This window comes from Arenibacter palladensis (genome assembly GCF_900129275.1).
GTDB lineage: Bacteria > Bacteroidota > Bacteroidia > Flavobacteriales > Flavobacteriaceae > Arenibacter > Arenibacter palladensis.
In genome coordinates, this window is record NZ_FQUX01000002.1 from 274644 (window position 1) to 298451 (window position 23808).

Consider the following 23808-nt stretch of genomic DNA (forward strand, 5'->3'; position numbering starts at 1 on the left):
AATTAATATTCTACGACCGGAAGGGATCCTATATTAATCCAAAAATCTTCAATGCCATTGATCGCTTTCAAAAAATCATCCACATCATCCGGTTTGGTAATAAAACAATTTGCACAATGATCATAGGATTCATTGATGTCCTTTTGAGAGGAAGAGGAGGTCAACATTATAACAGGGATTCTTTTTATAGCCTTAGTTCTTTTTATTTCTTTGAGCACATCCAACCCATTGATCTTTGGTAGATTAATGTCCAAAATAATTAAATCCGGAGTCTCCGCGTTGGCATATTTTCCATCTTTATATATAAAATCCAGGGCTTGTTTTCCATCCTTCACCACAGAAATCCTGTCAATAAGATTGCGTTCGGCAAAGGCTTCCCTGATCAATATGATATCACCTAAGTTATCCTCGGCCAATAAAATATGTATTCTTTTCATAGTAGTCCTGTCAGTCTTCCAATGTAATATTAAACGATTATAAACTTGTTAATATTACCGATGTTTATAAAAATTACCACCCGCTATACAACAATAATTTCCTTAGGGATTGTGAAATAGAATTTACTTCCTTTATTTTCAATGGATTCAACCCATATTTGACCTCCAAAATTATCCACTATTTTCTTGACAATGGACAGGCCGATACCGGTCCCTGAATAATCCTCACGACTGTGCAATCTCTGAAAAATAAGGAATATTTTCGGAAAGTAATTCTTATCGATACCTATACCATTATCCTGAACTGTAAATTCCCAGTGCCCATTGAACTCCTTGTAGCCAATTTCTATTTTTGCGGGAATATCCTTTTTCCTGAATTTAATGGCATTACTTATCAAGTTATGAAAAACTTGAACAAGTGGAGCGTTAAAACCCTGTATGGTGGGTAATTCCGCTACTTTCACTTCGATTTGATTTTCGTTAATGACTTGCTGTTGGGCAAAGAGGACGCCACTTACCACTTCGTTCAAATCTATCCGTTCCAAGTTTTGTATATCTTTACCGACCCTTGAATATTCAAGTAAATCCAGAATTATATTTCGCATTCTTTTGGCTCCGTCTACAGCGAAATAGATATATTGATGGGCTTTTTCGTCTAGTTTGTCACTATACTTCCTTTCCAGCTGTGTAAGAAAACTGGTGACCATTCGCAAGGGTTCTTGTAAATCATGCGAGGCCATATAGGCAAATTGTTCCAACTCCTCATTCGAGATAGCCAATTTTTTGGCATGTTGTTCCAATTTTTGGTTTATTTCTTTTAAGGACTTTTCGTAAAGCTTTTGTGCAGTTATATCGGACATGGCACCGACCATTCTGTTTGGCTTCCCATTTTCGTCCCGAATCAATATTCCTTTATCAATGACCTCACTATAGTTTCCATCCCCTTTTAAATATCGATATTCCTCATGCCAATGATTGTTTTCTTTACTTACCAACATTTTTTCCAAGCTGGCAATGACCCTTTCCCGATCATCAGGATGCAAATGGGAACTCCATGATTCCAATGTTGGACTTCCCTTTTCAGTATTATATCCGAATAAGGTAGTAAATCCCTTTCCCCAATACAGGGTATTCTCCACCATATCCCAATCCCAGATAGCATCGCTGGTAGCTTGTGTTACCTTTTCAAATCGCTCATAGCCTTTCTTTATCTCAAGATCTGCTAATTTCCGATCGCTTACATCCTTAAAATAGACCGAGAGCCCTGTAATAGAGGGATGGGCGGAAATTTCGAACCATTTATCCAGTGGTTGAAAATAATCTTCAAAATGCACTGCCATCCCTGTTTCCTTAGCCCGAATATATTGCTCATGGATTCTTGTATCCAAGGCATCGGAAAAAATATCCCATAAATTTTTCCCAATTATATCGTCCTTTCTGACTTCTGTCAATTGCTCAGCGGCCCTATTCCAATATTTGACCTGCCAATCATTATCCACCGCAAAAAATCCATCGCCGATTCTTTCCAATATTTCACTTTTTTCCTTGAGTGTACTTTTAAGTTGAAGTTCACTTTCCTTTAAAATATGTATATCTTGGATACTACCAAAAACCTTATGGGTCTTGCCATGCAAGTATTCCGCCTCCCCAATGACCCTGATCCACTTAATATTTCCTTTCCCAGTCTTGATCTCTACTTCCAAATCAAACTTTTTTCCAAATTTGACCAGATCCCTTAAAACCATTTCAAATTCCGAACTATCGGAACCTTGGTAAAATGAAAGGACATTTTGAAAGGTCAGCACATATTGATCATCCACCTCCAATAATTCCCTCGTCATAGGAGAACACATAATGGTATTATCCAAATCGGTATCTATTTCCCAACTCCCTATCCTAGCCAGGTTGGTGGCGCGTTCCAAGCCTTGTTCCAGCACCTTCCTATCCGTAATATCTATTATAAGGGAATCCCACACTACGGTTCCGTCAGCCAGTTTGGTGGGTTTTCCTTTCCCTTCGTTCCAACGGATTAAACCATCATCCGTTCTATGTCGCCACGTACATTGCCATGGCGTAAGGTATTCGGCAGAATCAAGAATGGATTGTTTTAACAATTCGAGGTCACCAGCAGCCTCGATTCGCTCCCATATTTTCGCCGTACTGGCCATACATTCCTCTGGCGACAAACCCCAAACCTCAAAGGAACCATCACTTACAAAGCTTAGTTTGTCAGTTCCATCCGGAAATAAATTGTACTTAAATATTACACCTGGAAGGTTGTTGGAAATGGCCTTCAAACGCAATTCAATAGTTTTACGAGAATCTATATCCTGGAAACTACCATGAATTCTGGTACACTTACCATTATTAAATTCCGCTTTACCTATAGCCCTTACCCAAACTTCATTTCCTTTGGCCGTAATAATTGGCAATTCAAGATCCCAAGGTGTTCCGTTTTTAATACTATTTTCAATATGGTTTTTTATAACGGGACGAGCATCATTCCTATAAAAATTTATTCCCTTTTCTAGGTTCGGCTCATAATTTTCCTCTACCTCGTGAATTTCCTTTGTTATTTTTGACCAATACACTTTATTACTTTCCAAATCAATTTCCCAACTTCCGATTCTTGCCATTTCCGTGGCCATGTCCAAGAGGTTGGCAAGGGATTTTTCCTCTGTAATATTTTTGGCAACTCCATAGATCAGGCCTTCCTCTTTAGAAGGGTTATATGTCCATGAGAGCCATAAAATATTTCCAGATTTTGTGACATATCTGTTTTGTGTGGTCAAAATCCTATTCTCATTTTTCAATTTTATAAGGCATTCTTGAGCCTTATTAAAATCATCCGCATGCAGCAATGCATTGGGTTTAATTTGAAGAAGCTCTTCTTCACTATATCCCAACAGTTTGCAACCGGCCGCGTTCATTCGTTTGAAGGTTCCAGTAAAGTCCAATTGACATATAATATCCGGAGCCGTATCGACAAGCTGTTGAAGCTCAATTTCTACCTGTTTTCTTTTAATTTCAGTAGCCAGCAGAGTGGTAAAATCACCTATTATATCCGGTAATTCCTTAAAATTGTTTTTTGATTTGCTAGTACCCAATACCAATACTCCAATGATGTCATTGTTCTGGATCAATGGTAGACCGATCATATCAACGACTTGAGATTTTATCGCCGCCTCGCCTCTTTTAAATTCTTTCTGTTCCGCAACGGATTTCCAAAAAATATTTTTCTTGGTCTTCCATACTATTCCGGGCAAACCTTCCGCATAGTTCATGTTTTTAATTGAAGCACTTTCTTTATAAAAAGTCTTACCGGGCTGATCGTTTCCATAATGGGCAACAAAGTTCAATTTTGATTTATCCATATCCACGAGCCAAATTTCAGTTGTGCTATAATTTCCCGTGGTCGCCAATAACTTGGCAATTTTCTTAAGGGATTTGGTCATGGTATAATTCTCCCCAAGTATTTGGTATATGGTCGCTCTTAATTTAATTAAAATGGATTCCGTTTCCTGTTGGGTAACATCATTTATCACACCAATCATTCTCATTCCCTTTCCTTTACTATCCCTGATTACAAATGCTTTGTCCTCAACGAAGCGATAAGTTCCATTTGAATTTTTAAAGCGGTACTGCACATTAAGTCGGCTCTCCTTACTATTGGTCAATAAATCCTTGATCGTACCACGTATCCGTTTACGGTCCAGACCATGGATCAACCTTAACCTATCATTAAGTTTGGCTGGTTGGCTTTCTTGGGTATATCCGAACAACCTTGCAAAACTATGGCCCCATCGAATTTGATCGGTGGCAATGTCCCAATCAAACGTAGCATCATTCGTAGCCTTGTTTACATAATTATAACGTTCATTACTGGCCATCAGGTCCATGCTTTTACGGCGATTCTCCAGAATGATCCCTAATAGGGATGCGGAACGGGAAAATAATTTCAATTCGGTCTTGGTAGGTTCCTTGACTTCTTCATAATAATTGGCGAAAGTCGCCACAACCTCCTTATTTGCATCAAATATAGGTTCTGACCAACAGGCCCTTAAATTATTGGGAATTGCCAAAGTCCTATAGTCCACCCAAAGCGGGTCATTATCAATATCCGTTACCACCACTCGTTTTTTCAAAAATGCTGCAGTCCCACATGATCCCACAGTTGGTCCAATTTCCTCTCCATTAATGGCCTTGACAAAAACTTTGGGCAGGGAAGGTGAAGCATAGTTATAAACCTTGTGGCCATCAACTTTAAGTATCGAAGCTCTCATACCTGGAAATATATCTTCCAATCCTTTGGTGAAATCGTATAAAAGATCGGTTAGTACATAGTCCAGATCCATGGAACGTTCCATAATGTCACGCTCCAGCCTGTCCAATGCGTTAATTTGTTCTTTTTCAGTAACATCTGTTCCCGATACCAAAACACAGGGAGTATTGTTGACAGGAATTTTCTGAGCCGTAAGTTCCATTTGCAGTATAGAACCGTCCTTCGTGATAAGGGAGCGGACACCTACTTTTATGGGCCCTGAAGAATTCCTTATTTCCTCATTGGTCTCCATAAAACTTTTGACATTATTTTGGGGTAGAATTTTCCCGATCCCAAGATTTAAAAACTCTTCCAAATTGTACCCATAAGTGTCAATTGCTGTCTGGTTTACATGAACAAATTTTAGTGTATCCTGATCATAGATCAAAACGGGTATAGGACTATAATCAAAAATGGAAAACATTTTTCCATCATTATCAATAATAAAACTATTGGTCCCATTATTTTGATTTGGGGAATTTCCAGGTAGGGTTTCCTTTTTAACTGAATTCATATATAAATATCACTATGAATGATTACCAAAAGTTAAGGTATTTCTTTCAAAAAATATGGAATCTCCCATAATTCTTCCAATTTATGGATTCTTCAACCCCAAATTACAGATGACAATAATAGCAATTTCAAGGGTTCGTAATCGCTGTCCTGGAATTATTAATTTAACGAATGGCACGCACCGATTTACGCACCTACAATCCCACAACTTCTGATTGAAGAAACTTAATATAATACATTAACTAATTCTCAATGATTACGAATAATCACTATATAAAATCAAATTAGCAATTTTCAATGAACACATAATGTTGGATCCATATTTCTTTGCAGAAAAAATAAACCATTATGAATATTATTAAGCTAAAATCAATTATCAGTTTTCGTAAAAATCTAATTGTATTATTAACATTCGGAATTACTTCTATTGCATTTTTATCGGTTTCGTGTAATAATGACGACACTCCAACACAAGAGGAAAAAATCAATACTATGCTGAAGGAAGTTCGAAAGGTAACTTCGAGTTTGACTACCATAGAGTCAGCAGAAAAGTTGGGTTGGAATAATAAACTCTCGGATTGTGTGGAACATCCAACCGAAGGAGGTATGGGATATCATATTGCAAATATGGACTATATGGATGGAAGGATTAATCATAAGGAGCCTCAAGTACTTTTATTTGCATCAAGTTCAAACAATGAAGGGCTCCAATTGGTAGGAGTGGAGTATATAGTCCCATTCACCATTCTACCTTCCACCGCAGAAGCTCCTGAATTATTTTTTAAAAAATTTCATAAAAATGAAGATCAGCAGATTTGGGCATTACATGCATGGACTGAACTGGAAAATCCAAAAGGGACATTCTATGATTGGAATCCAAAAGTAAGCTGCCAATAAAAACTATTTGATTCAATTTTTCCAATTTCAAATCAGTAGAACAGTTCGTTAGTTTTAGTACCCGACAGAGAAATGCTCTGGCGGGTACTTTTTTTTGTATCACCAATAAGATAATCGCTAACCAATTAAAATTTTGACAAAGGTGTGACATTTTTGAAACCCATGACAATATTGTTAATCAATGTAATTACAATGCAAAAGTCATCATAGAACCATTCTAATTTATATCCTAGAACCGTCTAAATATTAGTGCCAGTACAGACATTCATTTTGTCCAATTTCATTTATTAAACCTTCAAACATGACTCCAATAAATATTCCAATTCCAAAGGGCTACGCCTGTATCGAATTAATTGGAAACTGAAAATAGCAATTTTGAATAATCGTATGTAGAATTCCCATTATTTCTTTGCATAGTTCTAAGCTGTTAAGGAGTTCAAAGAAATAATACCCCTAGCTAAGATTAGAACGAGAATATAAAAACGAAAGATCAATTGCACTTACAACAGAGACCTTGAAAATTTGAATTTGGTCTTGTATCTGGAGTCGATCAATAAATTAACTTAAAACATACAAATGAAAACATTTATTATTAGTGGGTTAATATTATCCACCTTCTTTAGTGCTTGTAAAGGTGTCAATGAGACCGAAATTTCTAAAAATGACAACAATCAAGAATCGATCGAAAGGGGAGAATACCTTGTTGGAATAATGGATTGCGCTGCCTGCCATACTCCAAAGTTGTTCACTCCTAATGGACCGGTTTTGGATAATGATCGCTTATTTTCCGGTTTTAATTCCACAAATGAAATCCCACAATTAAGTGTCGATGAATTGGAGACATCTAAAAGATGGGTACTTTTTAGCGGGGATATGACGGCTGCCGTGGGTCCTTGGGGAATTTCATATACTGCCAACATTTCATCAGATGAAACTGGAATTGGCAATTGGTCATTTGAACAATTCAAAAGAGCTATTACTCAAGGAAAATACAAAGGATTGGAGAATGGACGACCATTATTGCCACCAATGCCTTGGCAAGCTTATAAAGATCTGAAAGAAGATGATCTTAGGGCAATATTTGACTATTTAAAAAGCACGAAGCCCATCGAAAATGTTGTGCCACCACCAACTTCCCTTACGACCACTATTGATTAGGAGGCCCTTCTTTTGGGGGCTCAGACATACTTTTAAATGTCTATTAATAGATATTGGAGTTGGCATCATCAAATAATAATAGAATTAAAATATACTTCTATGAATATCCCAATAACATATATCAAAGTAAACAAAATTGGTAATTTAAGTAGTAAATGGTTTGACAGCAAAAAACTACTTGTTACTCGCATTTCAGGAAGAGTCAATTTGTCAGATGTCTTAAAGTGGGAAAATTCCCTTAACCAGGCGTTGTTAGAAATCCAAGATAACGACATATTTAAAATATATGTAAACCTTTTCGGACTTAAGGCAAAGGATGTTGAAACACACAAAAAATTTAGAAATATAATCCCAGTAACTCTATCCAAGTATGGATGGAGAGTAGGATATCTAGACCTGTTCGAAGAGGCGAACGATTTGAAATTATCTTATACGAGAGGCATTAGGTGCCTGGGTGCCGCACATGTACATCAGGACAAGTCTAAAATTAACAAGTATCAATTTTTTTTTGAAAAAGACAATGAAGCCTATTTTCATAATCCGATCCTAGCTAGCAGATGGATCAATGAACTTAAGCTTGAACAATAAAATAAAAAAAGCCATGATAAAATTTGGAACAATATTCAGCGTGCTTCTATGCATAGGACTATTAGCATGTGAAAAAAATGAAGATATTCATATTCAACCCATAACAGATAATATTTATTATAAAGTAGACGGTCGTAGTGTATGTACAGGTAATCCCGAGCAAATAGAATTGGATATCAATAATGATGGTATTCTTGATTATTTGACCTTTACAGTCCTTTATGCCGATGAAGATGGTGATCATTTATATTTCGGTATCAAGCCCATAGGAAATAATATGATAAAAAGTAGTCCTCCCAATGAGAACTATTACTTGGATATGGGGTTTATTCAATCTGAAACATTTCTCGACCTAATCAATTGTGACCTCAAAAAAGACCAAATATGGACTCCAGGGAGAAACACGCTAGTCTTAAGACATTCAGAAAGTAATTGTTCTATTTGGTATGAAGGGAATTTGCAATATGAAACGGAAGAGATAGTAGCGATTAAACATTCCAATGACCAGGCAAGCCATTATGGATGGCTCAGGTTTAAATTCGACAAAAACAAAGAGTGTGTAACATTAATAGATTATGCATATAATCTGGAGCCAGAAGAACCAATAAAGGCCGGACAAAAAAACTAATATTGATTAGCAAGGAAGATAAATCTAGTTTGATATTAACTGCAAAAAAATGAACGCTTTTTTTAAATACTTTGGGTAGGTCATGGTTTAAGAACGTTTCCTAATTCAAAGGTTCAAGAAGCTTAGAATAAAACCACTCTATCAAGAATTTACAGACTCATTATATATTACTTTGATTCAAATTGTATTACTTGATTGAACTAGAAAATACGATTAGTTTTTAACTTATATTTAATTAAAATATCATTAGAACATGACACTTAGGGAAAAAAAACCTGCTTTGATATTGGTAGACATTCAAAAGGCTTTTTTAAATGACGCCTATTGGGGCGGGAATAGGAACAATAAAAATGCTGAATCGGTAGCAGGTACAATCTTACATAAATGGAGAGATCTAAAACTACCCGTATTTCATATTAGGCACAGATCATCGAATCCCAAATCGTTGCTATATAATTTAAATGAAGGATTTGAATTTAATGATGAAGTAAAGCCCAATGGACTAGAACCAATAATTACGAAAAACGTAAATAGTGCCTTTATCGGAACAGATTTAAAAAAACAATTGGACGATGAAAATATTAATACCCTTGTAATCATTGGTATTACAACAAACCATTGTGTTTCAACCACAACCCGTATGGCAGGTAATTATGGCTACGAAACTTATGTCATTTCAGATGCAACGGCGGCGTTTGATAGAGTTGGGGTAAATGGGGAAAAGTATGATTCCGAACTTATACACTTTACCAGTTTAGCAAACCTAAATGGCGAATTTACCACTGTTTGGAATTGTCAGAAATTAATGAGCGAGTTATAAAATTGGAAACCACCCAACAATGGAGGTTATTAAATTCTAATTGATGCCTATTCATAATTATAGACCTACCACCATTCACCCTTAGTCCAGAATCTCTTTAAGTACACGCTATATTACTTCTTGTATTTTATCTAAATGGAAATCATCAAATTGAAAAACAACAATAATAGTTTATGGCTTTTGAGCGTATCCTCTCTGCTATTTTCTGCAAGTTATAACATTTTACTACCTGAACTTCCTGTATACCTTATTGGTATTGGTGGGGAGTCCTATTTAGGTTTCATCATCTTTCTATTTACTTTATCGGCTCTTTTGGCTAGACCTCTAAGTGGAAGATTAAGCGATTCAAAAGGGGGCAAATTCACCATTTATATTGGACTGTCCGTTACACTTTTGGTTAATTTACTATACCCATGGGTAACTTTCGTATCAGGATTCCTAATATTGCGGTTTGTCCATGGGTTTTCTACTGGTTTTGCTCCAACAGGTTATACTTTTTTTGTGAAGAGCAATTTTAAAAATCTAGGGAAGGCAATAAGTATCCAAACGGCTTTCTACTCTGCAGGGATGGCTGTTGGCCCCATGTTTAGTAGTTGGATCCATGCTGAATTTGGAATGGACTATGTATTTTATGCAGGAGCCTACATGGGATTGCTGGCATTATTATTAATATTACCTATAAATGAAAAAAGAAAGCAAGACATAAACACGATTCCAAATTCAAAATCATGGATTGATATTGGTATTTGGCGACAATCTTTGATCATGTTCTGGATATTTCTTGGATTTGGAATATTGTTGGTGTCATCGTCATTGCAATCAATATCCTTAGGATTTCAAAACAATGGGATATTCTTTATATTATTCACCATTAGCACTATACTTATTCGTCTAATTATTAAAAATAAAATAGACGCATTGCCATTGAAACATTTGTTAATCTACGGAACTATATTGCTAATTTTCGCTTCCGTAGCATTTTCTATTTGGAACCATAAAATTTCCTTTATACTTGGCTCACTATTATACGGCGCAGCAATGGGTATTTTTATCCCCAGTCTAAATCTGTGGGTGTTAAGCAGAAATTCCGGAGCGGATGGAAAGGCTTTATCCACTTTATACATTTTTATGGAAATCGGAATAGGTTTGGGGTCACTATTAATCGGTAAAATGATCATAAATTTTCAATCTGCATTTATGTGGGTCTTTTTAATTTATGGCATAATGTCCTTTGCGCTTCCGGTGCTTTATAAAACTAAAGCCCGAAGCGTATTGTTGGATTAATTAAGAAATTCGGGGAGATCGTTAATAAGGAGAATAAAGTATTTATACCCATTAAATAATGAAAAACGGGCATGATTAATTGCTGAAAATAGGAGCATTATTTTGACGAGCTAAGGCCTCTTTATATAACGAATAAACCGTATTTGGCTCACTAACTCCAGTCATCATAGCTATATTTGCAATGTCAAATTCTTTCTTCAATACCATTTGAAATATTTTGTTTATCCTTACATCCCTAATCATTTGATAGGGTGTTTTTCCAAATGTTTGCCTGAAGACGCGAAGAAAATGGAACTTCGACATATATACCTCCCTACTTAAATAATCTAGGTTCATTTCGGGGTGGTTATATTGGCTATATATTAAATCCTTTGCTAAGGCCATTCTTTTAAACAATTCCTTTTTTGTACTATTTCTAGTACCTGGAATATTATTAATCAATTTGTTCCCTTCTGCATTTAAACTTAAAGAATAATGTACAACATTCAATATATACAGTTCGTCCTCTAATTGATCGTAATTGTTTAATAAACGTCCGAATGATTCAGGCTTAAAATGTATATTGCCTATTATATCGTAATCGTAAGATGGATCCCTGGCATTGTTTAGTAATTTTTCTTGACTAAATGACAATGCAGCTATTGCATCTTGATAAGATTGAATTCCAAGATGAAAATTTAAAACTTCTACTGGAGAGTCATGGTCAATTATATAGTCGAATTTTTGGAAAGGACTTAAGATTAAAAATGTATCCTTACATATTTTTAATTCCTTATTATTCAATGTAATATTTGCCAAACCATCACCATTTACTGATAATACGGAAAAGGAACTTTCACTAACATTTGAAAAATATCTATTGGTTTTTGTATGAATTGTTATATCTGGCCAAACGATATTCTTGGACTTGGGGTCTTTATCAAAGTTCCTCAACTTATTTTTAATGTCCTGGCTCGGAAATTTTTTTGAGACTATCATGGTGAAACAGTTACGGCTAGAAGATTGAACCGAAGGCACTCTCTACAAAGTCATTTGTCAATTATTCAACCCAATAAATTAAATGGATTATTATTTGACCTATAATCTTTATATAAGAAAAAGGGAAAGGTATTTTATTAACAATCCGTTAAAACGGTCGGCCATCCAAACTTTCTTAATCTGCCCCTTGGTCCATTTAAATTAATATTAGTCTATAGACCAAATAGATAATTTTTTGATCTATAGTACTCACTGGAATCCTTAAAATAGGGAGTAATTAAACCCAATTATATACCCTTTGATCTAAACGAATTGATTTTGGGAATTTTCCTTTAATTGTTGAAATAGTTCATAGGCACTTCGCTCCACCCAGCATTCGGCAAGTTTATTATCCCGTATAGTCCAAATTGCGATTCCTGTAAATGATACAAATTTGTAATCAGGTTTAAGAGCAAATAGTCCATTATTTCTACCTGTACAAACCCAACGGGATACTACTTTAGATTGGGACGGGTCGAAAATCAAATCTATGCTTTCAGTCTTTGCATCCAGTAACAGTTGTTGAAAACCTTTAACCCAATTTTTAAAATTCTCCCTGCCACTGATTAAACTTCCGGCAGTAGTAATCCTATAATCCTCGGTCATGAAATTGTCTATTGCATCCAAATCATGAGGAGAGTGCCAAACACTCTCAAAAAATTGAGTCACTAATTCTTGTGGTGTATTGTTGCTTTTTTCCATGATTTTAAAATTTTATGGCAATCATGGGACAATAGTCCCAAATACCTTTGTTAATCAAAATTACATGATGTTTTCGGCTAAAATTCATTTTGAAGTTGAATCCTCCTCAATGACCATTGAAAATATTTCAAATTCAATTATATATGATATGTTTTATCTTTGTACCTATGGAAATCAAGTACTTTAGACTCATTAGAACTATTGCGGAAGAAGGCAATATGGCCAATTCTTCTAGGCGCTTGTTTTTAACTCAGTCGGCCTTAAGCCACCAGTTGCGTGAATTGGAAGAAAGGTTGGGCTTTAAAGTGTTTTACCGAAAACGCAATGTTTGGCAACTAACCGATGAGGGACAGGAGCTTCATGCATTGGCAGTTAAGGTTTTGGATGCCATCAATGAAGGGTTTGAAAAAATTGATTATATCAAAAATGGAACCAAAGGTGCTATAAGAATAGGTACGGAGTGTTATTTTTTCTATCAGCGACTACTAACTTTTATTAAGAAAATGGATGTTCTGTATCCTGAAATTGAGGTTAATATTATTCTTGATCCAGACAATCATCCGTTAAAAAAAATACTGGAAAATGAGCTTGATATTGCCATAGTGCACGAAAAACCAAAAGAGGAAGTATTATTTTGCAAAGAGTTATTTGAAGACGAAATATTTGCATTTGTACACAAAGACCATTTCTTTAATACCAAGGCGTATGTCTCAGTGGAACAATTTAGGCAGGCACATCTTATAATACATTCCTACCCCCTGGACTCCGTTTTTATTTATAAGCATTTATTAAAACCCAATTACGTTGAACCGGAAAATATTACAGCCATTCCTTTAACGGAAATTGCTTTGGAAATGGTAAATGCCAACATGGGAGTAATGTGTAAGCCTAAATGGGCATTGGAACCCTTTAAAGACTTTAAGGACATAGTTGTAAAACCCATTGGGGAGCATGGGTTAAAACGAAGTCATTTCTTGACCGTTCGAAAGAGTGATAGGCAAAAAAAATACATCAACGATTTTATATCCAATTTTGAGGAGGAGTTCTGTTATGACTGACTTTGTTGATGGGGACCTTTAACACATGGCTCCTAATATCACGAAGTTCATTCTTTCAATTTGAATGAGAAACATTAACATAACCAATATGTAGAGGATAAAAAGCCTGGAAACTATTGAAGTTATCCATTATTGTTTACCCAATGTCGTGATCTGGCATGGCATGTATATTACTTTATTAACAACCACTCAAAAGAATATAACCGATGAGTAAAGAAAACCTGGTTAAAGTCCAAATTCTTAATGCATTTACGGATAACGATAAAGGTGGGAATCCTGCCGGGGTCGTATTCGATGCCGATGGACTATCGAACAAAACGAAACAGGAGATAGCTGCCAAAATTGGCTTTTCTGAAACAGCATTTGTTTCGCAATCAAATATTGCGGACTATAAGCTGGATTTCTTTTCTCCTAACAGGCAAATAGCCCATTGCGGCCATGCCACCGTAGCTACTTTTTCATATTTAAGGCAATTGAATATCCTAAATAATGACACTGTTACAAAGGAGACAATTGATGGTATTCGAAAAATAAAAATACAAGGAGAATTGGCCTTTATGGAACAATTGGCCCCAAAGTATATAGATGTTAAAAAAAGAGAAAACACGATCTTGAAGTCCTTGGGCATAGAGAAAAACGACCTAATGGAAAATGCTCCAATAACCCTAGTCAATACAGGCAATTCTTTTATTCTCATCCCAGTTAAAAATAGAGCAATATTGGGTAAACTAAAACCAGATATGGGATTAATTACAGAAATCAGTGACGAATTCGATTTGATTGGAGTATATCCTTTTACCCTTAATGACGATAACAATGGTAAGGATGCCAGTTCAAGAATGTTCGGTCCTAGATACAATATATTTGAGGAGGCAGGTACCGGGATGGCAGCTGGACCATTGGCCTGCTACCTCCATGATATTCTAGGTATTAAAAAAAATAAATATTTTATCCAACAGGGTGAGTTTATGCAAGTGCCATCCCCTAGTTTGATAATTGTAGATTTGGAAACTGACAACGGCATTATAAAAAGTCTTATGGCGGGTGGAAAAGGAGTCCTTAAAATGGAGAAGCAAATTAGCCTGGCGATAAATAATGATTAAAACCAATCAGAACCAAAATTATAAGCGTTTTAGATTCCATGACACATATTTGAATAAATTTTGAAGCATGAACACTAAAAAAATAAATATTCTTAATTATAAGCACGATTATAGTCATTATTTTGAAGAATATAACAAGGAATGGATTGAAAAAGACTTTTCCTTGGAACCGAAGGATAAATATGTACTTGAAAATCCTGAAGAGGCCATCATAATGAGTGGAGGAAAAATATTGTTCGCAGAATTGGACGGCTCTATAATTGGAACAGTTGCACTGATGAAGATTAGTGATGAAATTGTTGAATTAACAAAAATGGCAGTCGGGAGAAAATGGCAAGGACTGGGTGCAGGGAGGCTATTATGCAGCAGTGCCATTTCGGAAGCCAAAAAAATGAACTTTAAAAAAATTATTCTTTATTCCAACACCCGTCTTGAACGTGCATTGGAATTGTACAGGAAGTTGGGCTTTATTGAACTTCCCTCAGAGGATGGTATGTATCAAAGAGCAAATATCAAAATGGGTATCTCTTTAATATAAAAAACTCCGAAATTATTTAGGTTCCATTTCATTCGGTTACCATTTTGTGAGAAATTCTTAAATTGGTTTTTTACACCTTAATAATATCCATCTCAGCATTAAAAGTTGAATATCAACCATTTCAAGTGGTACAAGTCCGCCGATTAATTAAATTCCCGTGCTACATCCTCCAACATTCCCTTTAGTCTTTGCTTACTGAACCATTTTCCCCTTACAATTACGCCATTAATAGTTTTGGTATGGTTTATATCCTCTAAAGGATTCTTATCCAACAATACCATATTGGCATTTTTACCAATCGATATCGTACCCTCTGTGGAAATTGTATTCAGGTAACGCGCCGGACTCACAGTGCTACTCAATAAAATTTCATATGGCCTCATTCCAGCTTGTTGTAAAAGTTCCAATTCCCTATGAAGGGAAAATCCAACTACAACCATTCCATATGTATCACTACCGGCAATTAATGGTACACCATTATTGGACAAAACTTTTACAAAGTTTGTCATCCAAGTATTATAATCTTCGAAAAGTTTGGGTGCACTTATTCCGTTGAATGATCGGCTCTTAAGTTTTCTATAATCATTTCTTTCTGTTAGAAAATTTTCCCGTTGGTCTCTAGATATATATTTTGTTAATCTGTCGGTCTTATATGCCTCAAACTTTTGATCGTTCAAACAATTATTAATAAATTCAAATACTGCCAATGTCGTTCCCAAGTAAATTCCGCTTTGTTGGATTTGTCGGGCAACGTCTTGAAGCTCGGATTCATTTTTTTCTATTAGCGGTTTTCCATCCATATCGTCATTGAGGTAAATAAACTCCTCAATATGTTCGATTGATTTCATTCTCAAGGAATACTCCAATGGTAGATGGCGCTGTGCATGACCTACTATCGGCAATCTATGATTTTGTGCCTCCTCTAATAATTTAGTATAAATGCTATCAGACAAATTATCTGCAATTTTTAAAAAATCAAAGCCCTTTATAACATGCTCGCTCACAACCTTGTTTACGTCCGATTTCGTGTTAAGGTCTGATTGGGTCAAATAAGGCCCTGTTGTGAAATAATTCGGAACAAGAAGTTTCCCGGATTTAGTCCTATTTCTATAGTCTATATGATCATGACCTAAAAATTGGCCCATATTTCTAACGGTGGTTATACCATTGGCTATGAAAAGCTTAAAATCGCTTACAATATCATCATTTCGATAATGATAATGCATTTCGGCCAGACCAGGAATAAGGAACTGACCGGACCCATCAATGATAAAAATTTCCTTATTTCCAATAGGAGTGGAGGCCTTTTCAATTGACACAATTTTACCGTCTTCCACCCATACACGATGGTCGTACAATACTGTATCCTTCGACATGGAGATTACATTAACTTTGTCAATACACAAATCACCTGAAAATTGCCCATTGGAAATTGAACAATTCAGTATGACCACAGCTATAATACTAAACCTTATGTGATACATTATAAGCCAATTAAAAGAAACTTAAATATTAATGGGTTTTGATAACACTATTAACAAAAGTATAAAAAAACCTTCTTTTTATACACATAGGTATTATTTTATTATATTTGCCAAAAAAAACGAACTTATAATGTCAAAAGCTGAAAGAACCAAGAGATATATTATTAAAAAGTCCGCAGAACACTTTAATAAAAAGGGTTATACTGGGACTTCCTTGAGAGATATTACAGAATTGACAGGATTGACCAAGGGTAGTATATATGGCAATTTTGAAAATAAGGAGGAAGTGGCGCAGGCAGTATACCGGTATAATGCCAAAAATATAGGAAATCAGTTATTAAATGCTTCCAGAATTACTGAAGGAGGGGCCAAAGAAAAGCTTATTGGAATATTGGATTATTATAGGGACAACTGGGAAGATTTTAGAAAGGCAGGAGGTTGCCCATTGTTAAATGCGGCTACAGAGGTCGATGACACTTTGCCCAAGTTGGTTGTAGACGTAAGAAGGTCATTTATGGGATTTTTCAAAATGTTCGAGAGCATTATCTTGGAAGGTATGGCTGAAAAAGTATTTAAAGAAGATTTGAACGTTAAGCACTTGGCTTCAACTATGGTCATACTAATTGAGGGCGGTATACTATTGGCTAAGACCATGGACAATCGTGACTATTTAAATGTTGCCTTTAAAAGGATAGAAACGATAATTGAAAATGAGATAATGTTATAATTTTTTTGTCTAAAAATATACCTATATGTATATTTTTGATACTATTCTCATAAAAACATAGAAATAATTGTAAATTAATTAATAAGATTTAATACTGGAAATTATGAGTCAATTAGAATTGCTAAAATCTTTCATTGGCCAAGAATTCAGGGTTTCACCCTCACCATTAATGCGCTGGCTGAATCCAACTATTATTAGTGCGAAAAAAGGAAATCTTGTATTTCAATATCAAGTGCGTCCCGAATGGCTTAATCCGATAGGAAATTTACATGGCGGTATAACCGCTGCAATTATAGATGATATATTGGGCGCCACTATGTTTTCATTAGATGAACCTGCATTTTTTACCACAATAAACAATGTTATAGATTATTTCTCAGTAGCTAAACCTGATCAAATCATAATAGCAGAAACTTTTGTTATCAAACATGGCAAACAATTCATTAATGCAGAATGCAATATATGGAACAACGAAAGGACCCGGCTGATCGCCAAGGGTAAATCAAATTTTTTTAAAACTGAAGCCAATAATCATAATATGTCACAAAAACATATTGAATTATCAGGAAATGAAAACCTAAAACAGAACTATCAAAATGGTATCTTCAATTAAGAACAAGGTGGAGCTAGCCGGCCTTATATTACCAACTCCACCAATACCCGGTGGAAGTTATTCCCCTGTTATAATAAGGGGTAATATTGGATATGTGGCAATACAGTTTCCCATTAAAAATGGAGAATTCCACTATCAAGGCAAACTTGGAAATGAGCTTTCCACCAGTGACGGATATTACGGCATGCAAATTTGCGCCCTAAACGCCCTAGCCCAGATTAACAAATATATATCTTATGACAGATTGGACGGTTTAAATCACATCTGTGCTTATTATCAGAGTGCCAAAGGCTGGGATGAAGCCCCAAAAGTTGTAAATGGTGCTTCAGACCTATTTAATCAAGTTCTCAAACACAAGGGCTTGCATAGTAGAACATTGCTTGGAGTCCATAACCTACCTAAGAATTTTGGTATGGGATTGACAGTAACGTTCACTAATTTACCATAGCAAACTAACTGGTGTAAAGTGAATTAGGTTTGAAAATTTATATATTTCAATGTATAAATGAGCATTACTTATAGATCCAAACCCAAAAGGTAATGGAGATCCTTTTCCCATAACTCCAAATCAAAATTACCCCAAGCCGAGGTTAACTGTAAAATTTATGAACGATTACTAGTTAATTGCAGATTACCCAAGAATCGAACAAGTTTAACAATCTTATATTAATCAATAAAATGAAAAATGCATTCGATACCATCGTTATAGGATCTGGCCCTGGCGGTTATGTTGCCGCTATTAGATCAGCACAATTAGGAAAGAAGGTTGCTCTAGTCGAAAAATACCCCGTTTTGGGAGGAACATGCACAAATGTAGGCTGTATACCATCAAAAGCCTTGTTGGATAGCTCCGAACACTATTATGATGCCTCCAAAAAATTCAATGAGTTTGGAATAGAAATAGAGGATGTCTCACTTAATTTCACAAAGTTCATCCAAAGAAAAAATGAGGTAGTCCAGTCAAACAATAAAGGACTTGAGTACCTTATGAACAAGAATAAGATAATTGTATTTGAAGGTGTTGCGACTTTTATTTCAAACAATAAAATCAAGGTAAAAAAGAATAATGAGGAAGAGATATTGACGTTTGACAATGCAATTATCGCCACTGGTTCCAAACCGGCAACCTTAAAAAACATCACCCTGGACAAAGACCGGATTATAAGCTCAACAGAAGCATTATCCCTTAAAGCACAACCTAAATCCCTAATTATTATAGGTGGTGGGGCAATAGGGGTAGAGTTGGCTTCAATATATGCTAGAATTGGCACTGAAATAACGATAATAGAGTATGAAAACTTTCTATTACCCAATATGGACCATGACCTTGGGAAAGCATTGTACCGAAAATTAAAAAAAGATAACGTTCAAATTTACCTAGGGGCACAAGTTACCAGTGTACAAAATCTAGGGAATAGAACAGTGGTCAAATTCCTAAATTCACAGGGGAATGAAGAAGAAAAATCTTCGGAATTCACGATGATGGCTGTTGGACGCAAACCTTATACCGTGAATTTGGGCTTGGATAAAATTGGTGTTCAAACTGATAATAAAGGCTTTGTTGTAACCAATAAGCGACTTCAGACCAACATCCCGAACATTTATGCAATTGGCGATGTAATCGGGGGGGCTATGTTGGCCCATAAGGCAGAAGAAGAGGGAACATTCGTTGCGGAAACCATAGATGGTCAAAAACCTTATTTAGACCACAAATCCATCCCTAATGTAGTATATACTTGGCCCGAAATTGCTTCAGTGGGTCTGACAGAACAGGAACTGACACAGAAGAAGGTTGATTTCAAATCATCAAAAATTCCCATTTCAGCTTTCGGCCGTGCCCGGGCTGCAGGTGAAAAAGACGGTTTTGTAAAAATATTGGCCCACCCAAAATATGGTGAAATATTAGGTATGCACATTTTTAGCCCAAGAGCGGCAGACATGATCAGTATTGGTGTAACAGCTTTGGTTTATGAAATTACAGATCGGGATATGACCAATATTTCCTTCCCACACCCAAGCTATACCGAGGTTATGAAAGAAGCCTTCCTTGAAATATCCGGAAAGGGAACAATTAACCTTTAAGTTACTACTAATGATGAAATTTGAAATTTAGATGTAAGTGTTAACTCGCTTAAGCCTCGAAATATCCTAAAATATAATAAGGCTGAGGAGATAATAAATTTACTTAAAGGGAAGTACCCCAAGCAATTGAATTAAAACAATACATATTTATTATAGGATGTCCATTGTTACCGATTCGCCGATAATTTTGGCCATCCTTTTATGCAAGCCATTTTTAAATAACAAAAGAATATGACAATTGAAATTCAGTCACATTCCAAAAACTGGAAAAGAAAGTATGAACTGGAACGCAAGGTATTAGAGGATATTTTTGGGAAAGAAATTAAAGCGATTGAACACATTGGTAGTACATCTGTTCCTAAATTAAGTGCAAAACCTATCATAGATATTTTTCTTGCTGTTTCTCCATTACATAATGTGTCTTATTACAATGACAAACTACAGGGCTTAAATTACAGATATTCTATTACAGATATGTCAAACAGGCATCTATTCTCCAAATATACTGCGGCAGAAGTCTGGACACATAATTTACACATACTCCCATATGATAAAAATTTTTATTTAAGAAACGAATTATTATTTCGGGATTATTTAAGAAAAAACCCTGAATTTGTTAGTAAGTACACCTCATTAAAGGAGCAATTGGTTTTAAAAAATTACAACACCATTGAAGAATACACTAAGTCAAAATCAGAGTTCATTCGGTTTGTTATGGAGCTTGCACGAACAGGGAAAGGTCTGGTAAAATAAATGATCATTTAAGTATTACTGGGTTTAAAAATGATACTGAATATACTTTGCCAAGACGGATCTAAAAATTGGCGATGATGATAAAAGAGAGTTTATAAATAAAAGTTTGCTAAAGTGGCAATCAGCTATATAATAGGAAAGCTGATCGAAAAGTAAGCCATATAAGTATGGCATGTAATTGCCATTCAGAAATAATGAACCAGCCAACCATTGAACCAAGTCTCAATTAACTTTATGGTATATGAAATATTTTTAATTTAATCACAATCCTCAATTCAATTTCCAGTTAATCATTATTAAAATTATATTTTAAGTTCTTTACAGTACATTTTAGTTTTGGCAGTTCAACAAAGGGAATACCATCTATTCCATTAGTGGATAAAGGTGAAAATATTATCACTAAAGTTAACTTGTATAACACTGTATGAACTATTTTGAAATTCTTAGATAGTTGATTGAAAACATATAAATTTTATTATTTCTCAAAATAAGGATTTATTCACGAATATAACCTGAATTCAACTATTACATTTGTCCATAACCAACTAAATATACCAGTTGGAAGATTATCCATAAGAAATTGTGGCATTAGAAAAATATCACTAGAAAGGGTATAGTTTGACTCAGCTATTTTATCCGAGTGGATCACAATGTTTAAGTTCCCCCGTTAGACCATCCATTTTCATGGATGGTTTTTTCTATTACCCATCTGTTCATAAACAGTAATTATGAATATTAATTAACATATAAACTATTCATCACGCAAAATCTTCAAGGTAGTTTGAAATCTTGATTTTTTGACTAATCGCTAGTATACATCGGAGCTTATTTTTGACTCGAATTTGAATCAATATTAATTTAAAAAAAAAGTAAACATGAAAAAAATGAGTATGTTATTAGTAGCAATGTTCTTGGTGATAGTATCTTGTAATAAAGATGATGACAATAACAAAGTTCCGGTAAAAAGTAGTGATAAAGAGATTACAGCCTTCAGCTTTTTAGCAGGTGATAATGATGGGTTATCAAAAGATATCAAAGCCTCAATTGACAGTAAAGCAAAAACCATTAAAGCGGAGTTACCTACTGGAACTACATTGACCAAACTGAAACCTACCATTACGGTATCAGAAGATGCCAACGTTAGCCCAAAAAGTAAAGTCATTACGGACTTTACCAAAGCCATTGTATATACCGTAACGGCTGAGGATGAAACCACCTCCAAATATACAGTAACCATCACGGCAACTAAGAATAATGAATAACAATAATTCAAATCAGTTAATTTGATTTGAGTAAATACAATTTAACACAGGACCAAGAGTTAGGCGCCGTATCAATAAACGGCGTTTAACTTTTTATAAATCTTGATATACAAGTCTTAATGGCCCCTAATCCTGCTACAAAATATCTAAGTATGCAAAATATAATCCGTTCGAGAATTTATTAAAAGCATATTGTGCCAGTATCAAAACATAGAAATTGGCATCCTTTTAACAGCTAATCACCTTGACACAATGAAAGAAGCAAAAAGAAAGAAGAAAACTCATCCGAACATTAAACTTCTGCAAGAGTTAAACCTAAAGGACAGAACCTCTATGGAAAGAAAATTTTCAAAAAGTATAATCTGGCGTTTTTTCAATCCAGTAATTCCCGAAATATCTGGTGATTACAAAGGCATAGACGGAATATTAAAACTATTCCAAAAATTGGAGATAATATCCTTTGGGTCTTTTAAATATGAATCAAAAAAACATATTCCAATAGGGGATGAGTTGATTATCTCGCATGTAAACAGTAAACTGCAGATTAATGGCACTCATGTTGGATTCGACACCGTACTGGTCTGTCGAATAATCAATAATAAAATAACTGAAATATGGAATATACCATCTGTGTATGATAATAATAGTTAATTCCACAAATCTAAAGTCTATAAACCCAATTTATCAATTCCCAGAACGCATATTTAACTATTAAGCAATTATGTTGACGATTAAACACTACCATATTAGTAAATACTACATGTAATCTAAGGCGGGTTACTTAATAAATAATGACCTAATTTATAAAATGGAGTTCTTACTGAAGAAAAGCTCAACTGTGGTGATGGATATTGGTGTCTTCAAAAATCTAAGCAAAAACTGTATCAATATACCAGGTTTTAAGAATCAACACCATAAATACCTAGAATTTATCAACACAAAAACACAATAAAAAATTTAACAAGGTAACTGTATAAGGGTTCGCTGAAACTTAGGTGAACCATGAAGCATAATCCGTTGGCTACAATGCTTTACTTAGTTGTATTTTGCTGATGTTAACCACAGATCTGAATATATTGATGTTCTAAGCCTGGTGTTTACAAATAGTTTTAGGAACAGTTTGATTTTTATACCAATGCAGCACCATAGTATAGACTTGACAATCCTTTCGGACGTGTTGCAGAGAACATATAATTCATTGAGCAGGCTCTACGTGCAGATAATTATCGATCGGGAAGACTTCTAAAAACCATTCACAAGCTAAGTAACAGGCCTGAATATCTAAATACTTGCCCATACTAGATAAGCATTGAAATGTTGAATACGGTTTATATGGATCAACGGAAGGGATACGATATAGCTGCCCGATTTGGGGTAAAAAAATATTCGACTCGAATGGAAACATTAAAGAGGTTACTTATTGCAAATGACTATATAAACGATAATCTAACGCATTCCATATCACTGGAGGAAATTAGCCGGGTATCGGCTCTTTCTAGATTTCATCTCTATTCATCCTTTAAAAAGTTATACGGCCAAACCCCTCACCAATATATAAATAGATTAAAAATGGCTAAAGCCAGAAATTACATTATGACAGGGGAATATACAATAAATGAGATAGCCGACCTATTCGGTTATAATGATGCCTCTGTATTTGGGATAATATTCAAAAAAATATATGGCCGAAGTCCTTCTAACTATTTTGATGGAAATCTAAATTGACAATTCCATTGGCCCTTACAAAAAAAAGAATTCACTTTTTGACGAAAGTGTATGGCTACCCCATTCTACTTTTGTTGTCAATTTTTAAGAATTCAATT

The 23808-nt window shown here is 35.1% G+C and carries 22 protein-coding genes; 17 read left to right on the forward strand and 5 right to left on the reverse strand.

Annotated elements, in window-relative coordinates:
- Nucleotides 1–2: 2 nt before the first annotated feature.
- Both BUA60_RS07155 and BUA60_RS07160 read right to left on the reverse strand, forming a co-directional pair.
- A complete protein-coding gene (locus tag BUA60_RS07155; RefSeq protein ID WP_072861079.1) occupies nt 3–437 on the reverse strand; it encodes a response regulator in 435 nt (144 codons plus the stop codon).
- Between the two features lie 83 nt (nt 438–520).
- Nucleotides 521–5272 (reverse strand): PAS domain-containing protein, encoded by a 4752-nt coding sequence (locus tag BUA60_RS07160; RefSeq protein WP_072861080.1) that lies wholly within the window; start codon nt 5270–5272, stop codon nt 521–523.
- 347 nt (nt 5273–5619) lie between these two features.
- On the opposite strand from BUA60_RS07160, the gene BUA60_RS07165 reads away from it, so the two are divergent.
- From BUA60_RS07165 to BUA60_RS07190, 6 genes are all read left to right on the forward strand, one after another.
- A complete protein-coding gene (locus BUA60_RS07165; RefSeq protein WP_072861081.1) occupies nt 5620–6168 on the forward strand; it encodes a hypothetical protein in 549 nt (182 codons plus the stop codon).
- Between the two features lie 576 nt (nt 6169–6744).
- Nucleotides 6745–7326 carry a hypothetical protein gene (locus BUA60_RS07170; protein ID WP_072861082.1) on the forward strand — a complete coding sequence of 194 codons (582 nt, stop codon included), beginning with the start codon at nt 6745–6747 and terminating at the stop codon, nt 7324–7326.
- Nucleotides 7327–7362: 36 nt separating this feature from the next.
- Nucleotides 7363–7914, forward strand: a complete 552-nt coding sequence (locus BUA60_RS07175; protein ID WP_218587909.1) for a hypothetical protein — start codon at nt 7363–7365, stop codon at nt 7912–7914.
- Nucleotides 7904–8542, forward strand: coding sequence for a hypothetical protein (locus tag BUA60_RS07180; protein WP_218587910.1), 639 nt, complete (start codon nt 7904–7906; stop codon nt 8540–8542). The genes BUA60_RS07175 and BUA60_RS07180 overlap by 11 nt, the downstream gene beginning before the upstream one ends.
- A 253-nt stretch (nt 8543–8795) precedes the next feature.
- Nucleotides 8796–9362 (forward strand): cysteine hydrolase family protein, encoded by a 567-nt coding sequence (locus BUA60_RS07185; RefSeq protein ID WP_072861084.1) that lies wholly within the window; start codon nt 8796–8798, stop codon nt 9360–9362.
- A 135-nt stretch (nt 9363–9497) separates the two neighbouring features.
- Nucleotides 9498–10646 (forward strand): MFS transporter, encoded by a 1149-nt coding sequence (locus BUA60_RS07190; protein WP_072861085.1) that lies wholly within the window; start codon nt 9498–9500, stop codon nt 10644–10646.
- Between the two features lie 75 nt (nt 10647–10721).
- Here BUA60_RS07190 and BUA60_RS07195 read toward each other — a convergent pair whose 3' ends face one another.
- Together BUA60_RS07195 and BUA60_RS07200 are read right to left on the reverse strand one after the other, a co-directional pair.
- Entirely contained in the window at nt 10722–11624 is a 903-nt protein-coding gene (locus BUA60_RS07195; protein ID WP_072861086.1) for a helix-turn-helix domain-containing protein, read from the reverse strand.
- Between the two features lie 303 nt (nt 11625–11927).
- Nucleotides 11928–12365 (reverse strand): ester cyclase, encoded by a 438-nt coding sequence (locus BUA60_RS07200; RefSeq protein WP_072861087.1) that lies wholly within the window; start codon nt 12363–12365, stop codon nt 11928–11930.
- 167 nt (nt 12366–12532) lie between these two features.
- Here BUA60_RS07200 and BUA60_RS07210 point away from each other — a divergent pair, with 167 nt between their 5' ends.
- The 3 genes from BUA60_RS07210 (at nt 12533) to BUA60_RS07220 (ending at nt 15064) form a co-directional block, all read left to right on the forward strand.
- Nucleotides 12533–13423 (forward strand): LysR family transcriptional regulator, encoded by an 891-nt coding sequence (locus BUA60_RS07210; protein WP_072861089.1) that lies wholly within the window; start codon nt 12533–12535, stop codon nt 13421–13423.
- 206 nt (nt 13424–13629) lie between these two features.
- Nucleotides 13630–14526: a PhzF family phenazine biosynthesis protein gene (locus BUA60_RS07215; RefSeq protein ID WP_072861090.1), complete on the forward strand. Its 897-nt coding sequence runs from the start codon at nt 13630–13632 to the stop codon at nt 14524–14526.
- Nucleotides 14527–14593: 67 nt separating this feature from the next.
- A complete protein-coding gene (locus tag BUA60_RS07220) occupies nt 14594–15064 on the forward strand; it encodes a GNAT family N-acetyltransferase (protein WP_072861091.1) in 471 nt (156 codons plus the stop codon).
- Between the two features lie 143 nt (nt 15065–15207).
- Here the strand turns inward: BUA60_RS07220 and BUA60_RS07225 are convergent, their stop codons facing one another.
- Complete coding sequence (locus BUA60_RS07225) at nt 15208–16440, reverse strand: amidohydrolase family protein (protein ID WP_178346977.1); 1233 nt, start codon at nt 16438–16440, stop codon at nt 15208–15210.
- A gap of 238 nt (nt 16441–16678) precedes the next feature.
- Between BUA60_RS07225 and BUA60_RS07230 the strand changes: the two genes are divergently transcribed.
- The 8 genes from BUA60_RS07230 to BUA60_RS07265 all read left to right on the forward strand — a co-directional run bounded on the left by BUA60_RS07230 (nt 16679) and on the right by BUA60_RS07265 (nt 23710).
- A complete protein-coding gene (locus BUA60_RS07230; protein WP_072861600.1) occupies nt 16679–17275 on the forward strand; it encodes a TetR/AcrR family transcriptional regulator in 597 nt (198 codons plus the stop codon).
- 103 nt (nt 17276–17378) lie between these two features.
- The gene (locus tag BUA60_RS07235; RefSeq protein WP_072861092.1) at nt 17379–17888 is read left to right on the forward strand and encodes a PaaI family thioesterase; all 510 of its coding nucleotides are present in this window, start codon (nt 17379–17381) and stop codon (nt 17886–17888) included.
- Complete coding sequence (locus BUA60_RS07240; RefSeq protein WP_072861093.1) at nt 17872–18336, forward strand: RidA family protein; 465 nt, start codon at nt 17872–17874, stop codon at nt 18334–18336. The genes BUA60_RS07235 and BUA60_RS07240 overlap by 17 nt, the downstream gene beginning before the upstream one ends.
- A 230-nt stretch (nt 18337–18566) precedes the next feature.
- A complete protein-coding gene (gene lpdA / locus BUA60_RS07245; RefSeq protein WP_072861094.1) occupies nt 18567–19970 on the forward strand; it encodes a dihydrolipoyl dehydrogenase in 1404 nt (467 codons plus the stop codon).
- A gap of 231 nt (nt 19971–20201) precedes the next feature.
- Entirely contained in the window at nt 20202–20723 is a 522-nt protein-coding gene (locus tag BUA60_RS07250) for a GrpB family protein (RefSeq protein WP_072861095.1), read from the forward strand.
- A gap of 884 nt (nt 20724–21607) precedes the next feature.
- A complete protein-coding gene (locus BUA60_RS07255; protein ID WP_143153142.1) occupies nt 21608–21985 on the forward strand; it encodes a DUF5018 domain-containing protein in 378 nt (125 codons plus the stop codon).
- A 252-nt stretch (nt 21986–22237) separates the two neighbouring features.
- Nucleotides 22238–22636, forward strand: coding sequence for a hypothetical protein (locus tag BUA60_RS07260; RefSeq protein ID WP_084532526.1), 399 nt, complete (start codon nt 22238–22240; stop codon nt 22634–22636).
- Between the two features lie 663 nt (nt 22637–23299).
- Nucleotides 23300–23710, forward strand: a complete 411-nt coding sequence (locus BUA60_RS07265; protein ID WP_072861097.1) for a helix-turn-helix transcriptional regulator — start codon at nt 23300–23302, stop codon at nt 23708–23710.
- Nucleotides 23711–23808: the final 98 nt, after the last annotated feature.

Excerpts from the sequence above, each read along its gene's own strand:
- BUA60_RS07155 (WP_072861079.1), bottom strand. The coding sequence starts at position 437 with ATGAAAAGAATACATATTTTATTGGCCGAGGATAACTTAGGTGATATC.
- BUA60_RS07160 (WP_072861080.1), bottom strand. The coding sequence starts at position 5,272 with ATGAATTCAGTTAAAAAGGAAACCCTACCTGGAAATTCCCCAAATCAA.
- BUA60_RS07165 (WP_072861081.1), top strand. The coding sequence starts at position 5,620 with ATGAATATTATTAAGCTAAAATCAATTATCAGTTTTCGTAAAAATCTA.
- BUA60_RS07170 (WP_072861082.1), top strand. The coding sequence starts at position 6,745 with ATGAAAACATTTATTATTAGTGGGTTAATATTATCCACCTTCTTTAGT.
- BUA60_RS07175 (WP_218587909.1), top strand. The coding sequence starts at position 7,363 with ATGTCTATTAATAGATATTGGAGTTGGCATCATCAAATAATAATAGAA.
- BUA60_RS07185 (WP_072861084.1), top strand. The coding sequence starts at position 8,796 with ATGACACTTAGGGAAAAAAAACCTGCTTTGATATTGGTAGACATTCAA.
- BUA60_RS07190 (WP_072861085.1), top strand. The coding sequence starts at position 9,498 with ATGGAAATCATCAAATTGAAAAACAACAATAATAGTTTATGGCTTTTG.
- BUA60_RS07195 (WP_072861086.1), bottom strand. The coding sequence starts at position 11,624 with ATGATAGTCTCAAAAAAATTTCCGAGCCAGGACATTAAAAATAAGTTG.
- BUA60_RS07200 (WP_072861087.1), bottom strand. The coding sequence starts at position 12,365 with ATGGAAAAAAGCAACAATACACCACAAGAATTAGTGACTCAATTTTTT.
- BUA60_RS07210 (WP_072861089.1), top strand. The coding sequence starts at position 12,533 with ATGGAAATCAAGTACTTTAGACTCATTAGAACTATTGCGGAAGAAGGC.
- BUA60_RS07215 (WP_072861090.1), top strand. The coding sequence starts at position 13,630 with ATGAGTAAAGAAAACCTGGTTAAAGTCCAAATTCTTAATGCATTTACG.
- BUA60_RS07220 (WP_072861091.1), top strand. The coding sequence starts at position 14,594 with ATGAACACTAAAAAAATAAATATTCTTAATTATAAGCACGATTATAGT.
- BUA60_RS07225 (WP_178346977.1), bottom strand. The coding sequence starts at position 16,440 with ATGTCGAAGGATACAGTATTGTACGACCATCGTGTATGGGTGGAAGAC.
- BUA60_RS07230 (WP_072861600.1), top strand. The coding sequence starts at position 16,679 with ATGTCAAAAGCTGAAAGAACCAAGAGATATATTATTAAAAAGTCCGCA.
- BUA60_RS07235 (WP_072861092.1), top strand. The coding sequence starts at position 17,379 with ATGAGTCAATTAGAATTGCTAAAATCTTTCATTGGCCAAGAATTCAGG.
- BUA60_RS07240 (WP_072861093.1), top strand. The coding sequence starts at position 17,872 with ATGGTATCTTCAATTAAGAACAAGGTGGAGCTAGCCGGCCTTATATTA.
- lpdA (WP_072861094.1), top strand. The coding sequence starts at position 18,567 with ATGAAAAATGCATTCGATACCATCGTTATAGGATCTGGCCCTGGCGGT.
- BUA60_RS07250 (WP_072861095.1), top strand. The coding sequence starts at position 20,202 with ATGACAATTGAAATTCAGTCACATTCCAAAAACTGGAAAAGAAAGTAT.
- BUA60_RS07255 (WP_143153142.1), top strand. The coding sequence starts at position 21,608 with ATGAGTATGTTATTAGTAGCAATGTTCTTGGTGATAGTATCTTGTAAT.
- BUA60_RS07260 (WP_084532526.1), top strand. The coding sequence starts at position 22,238 with ATGAAAGAAGCAAAAAGAAAGAAGAAAACTCATCCGAACATTAAACTT.
- BUA60_RS07265 (WP_072861097.1), top strand. The coding sequence starts at position 23,300 with ATGTTGAATACGGTTTATATGGATCAACGGAAGGGATACGATATAGCT.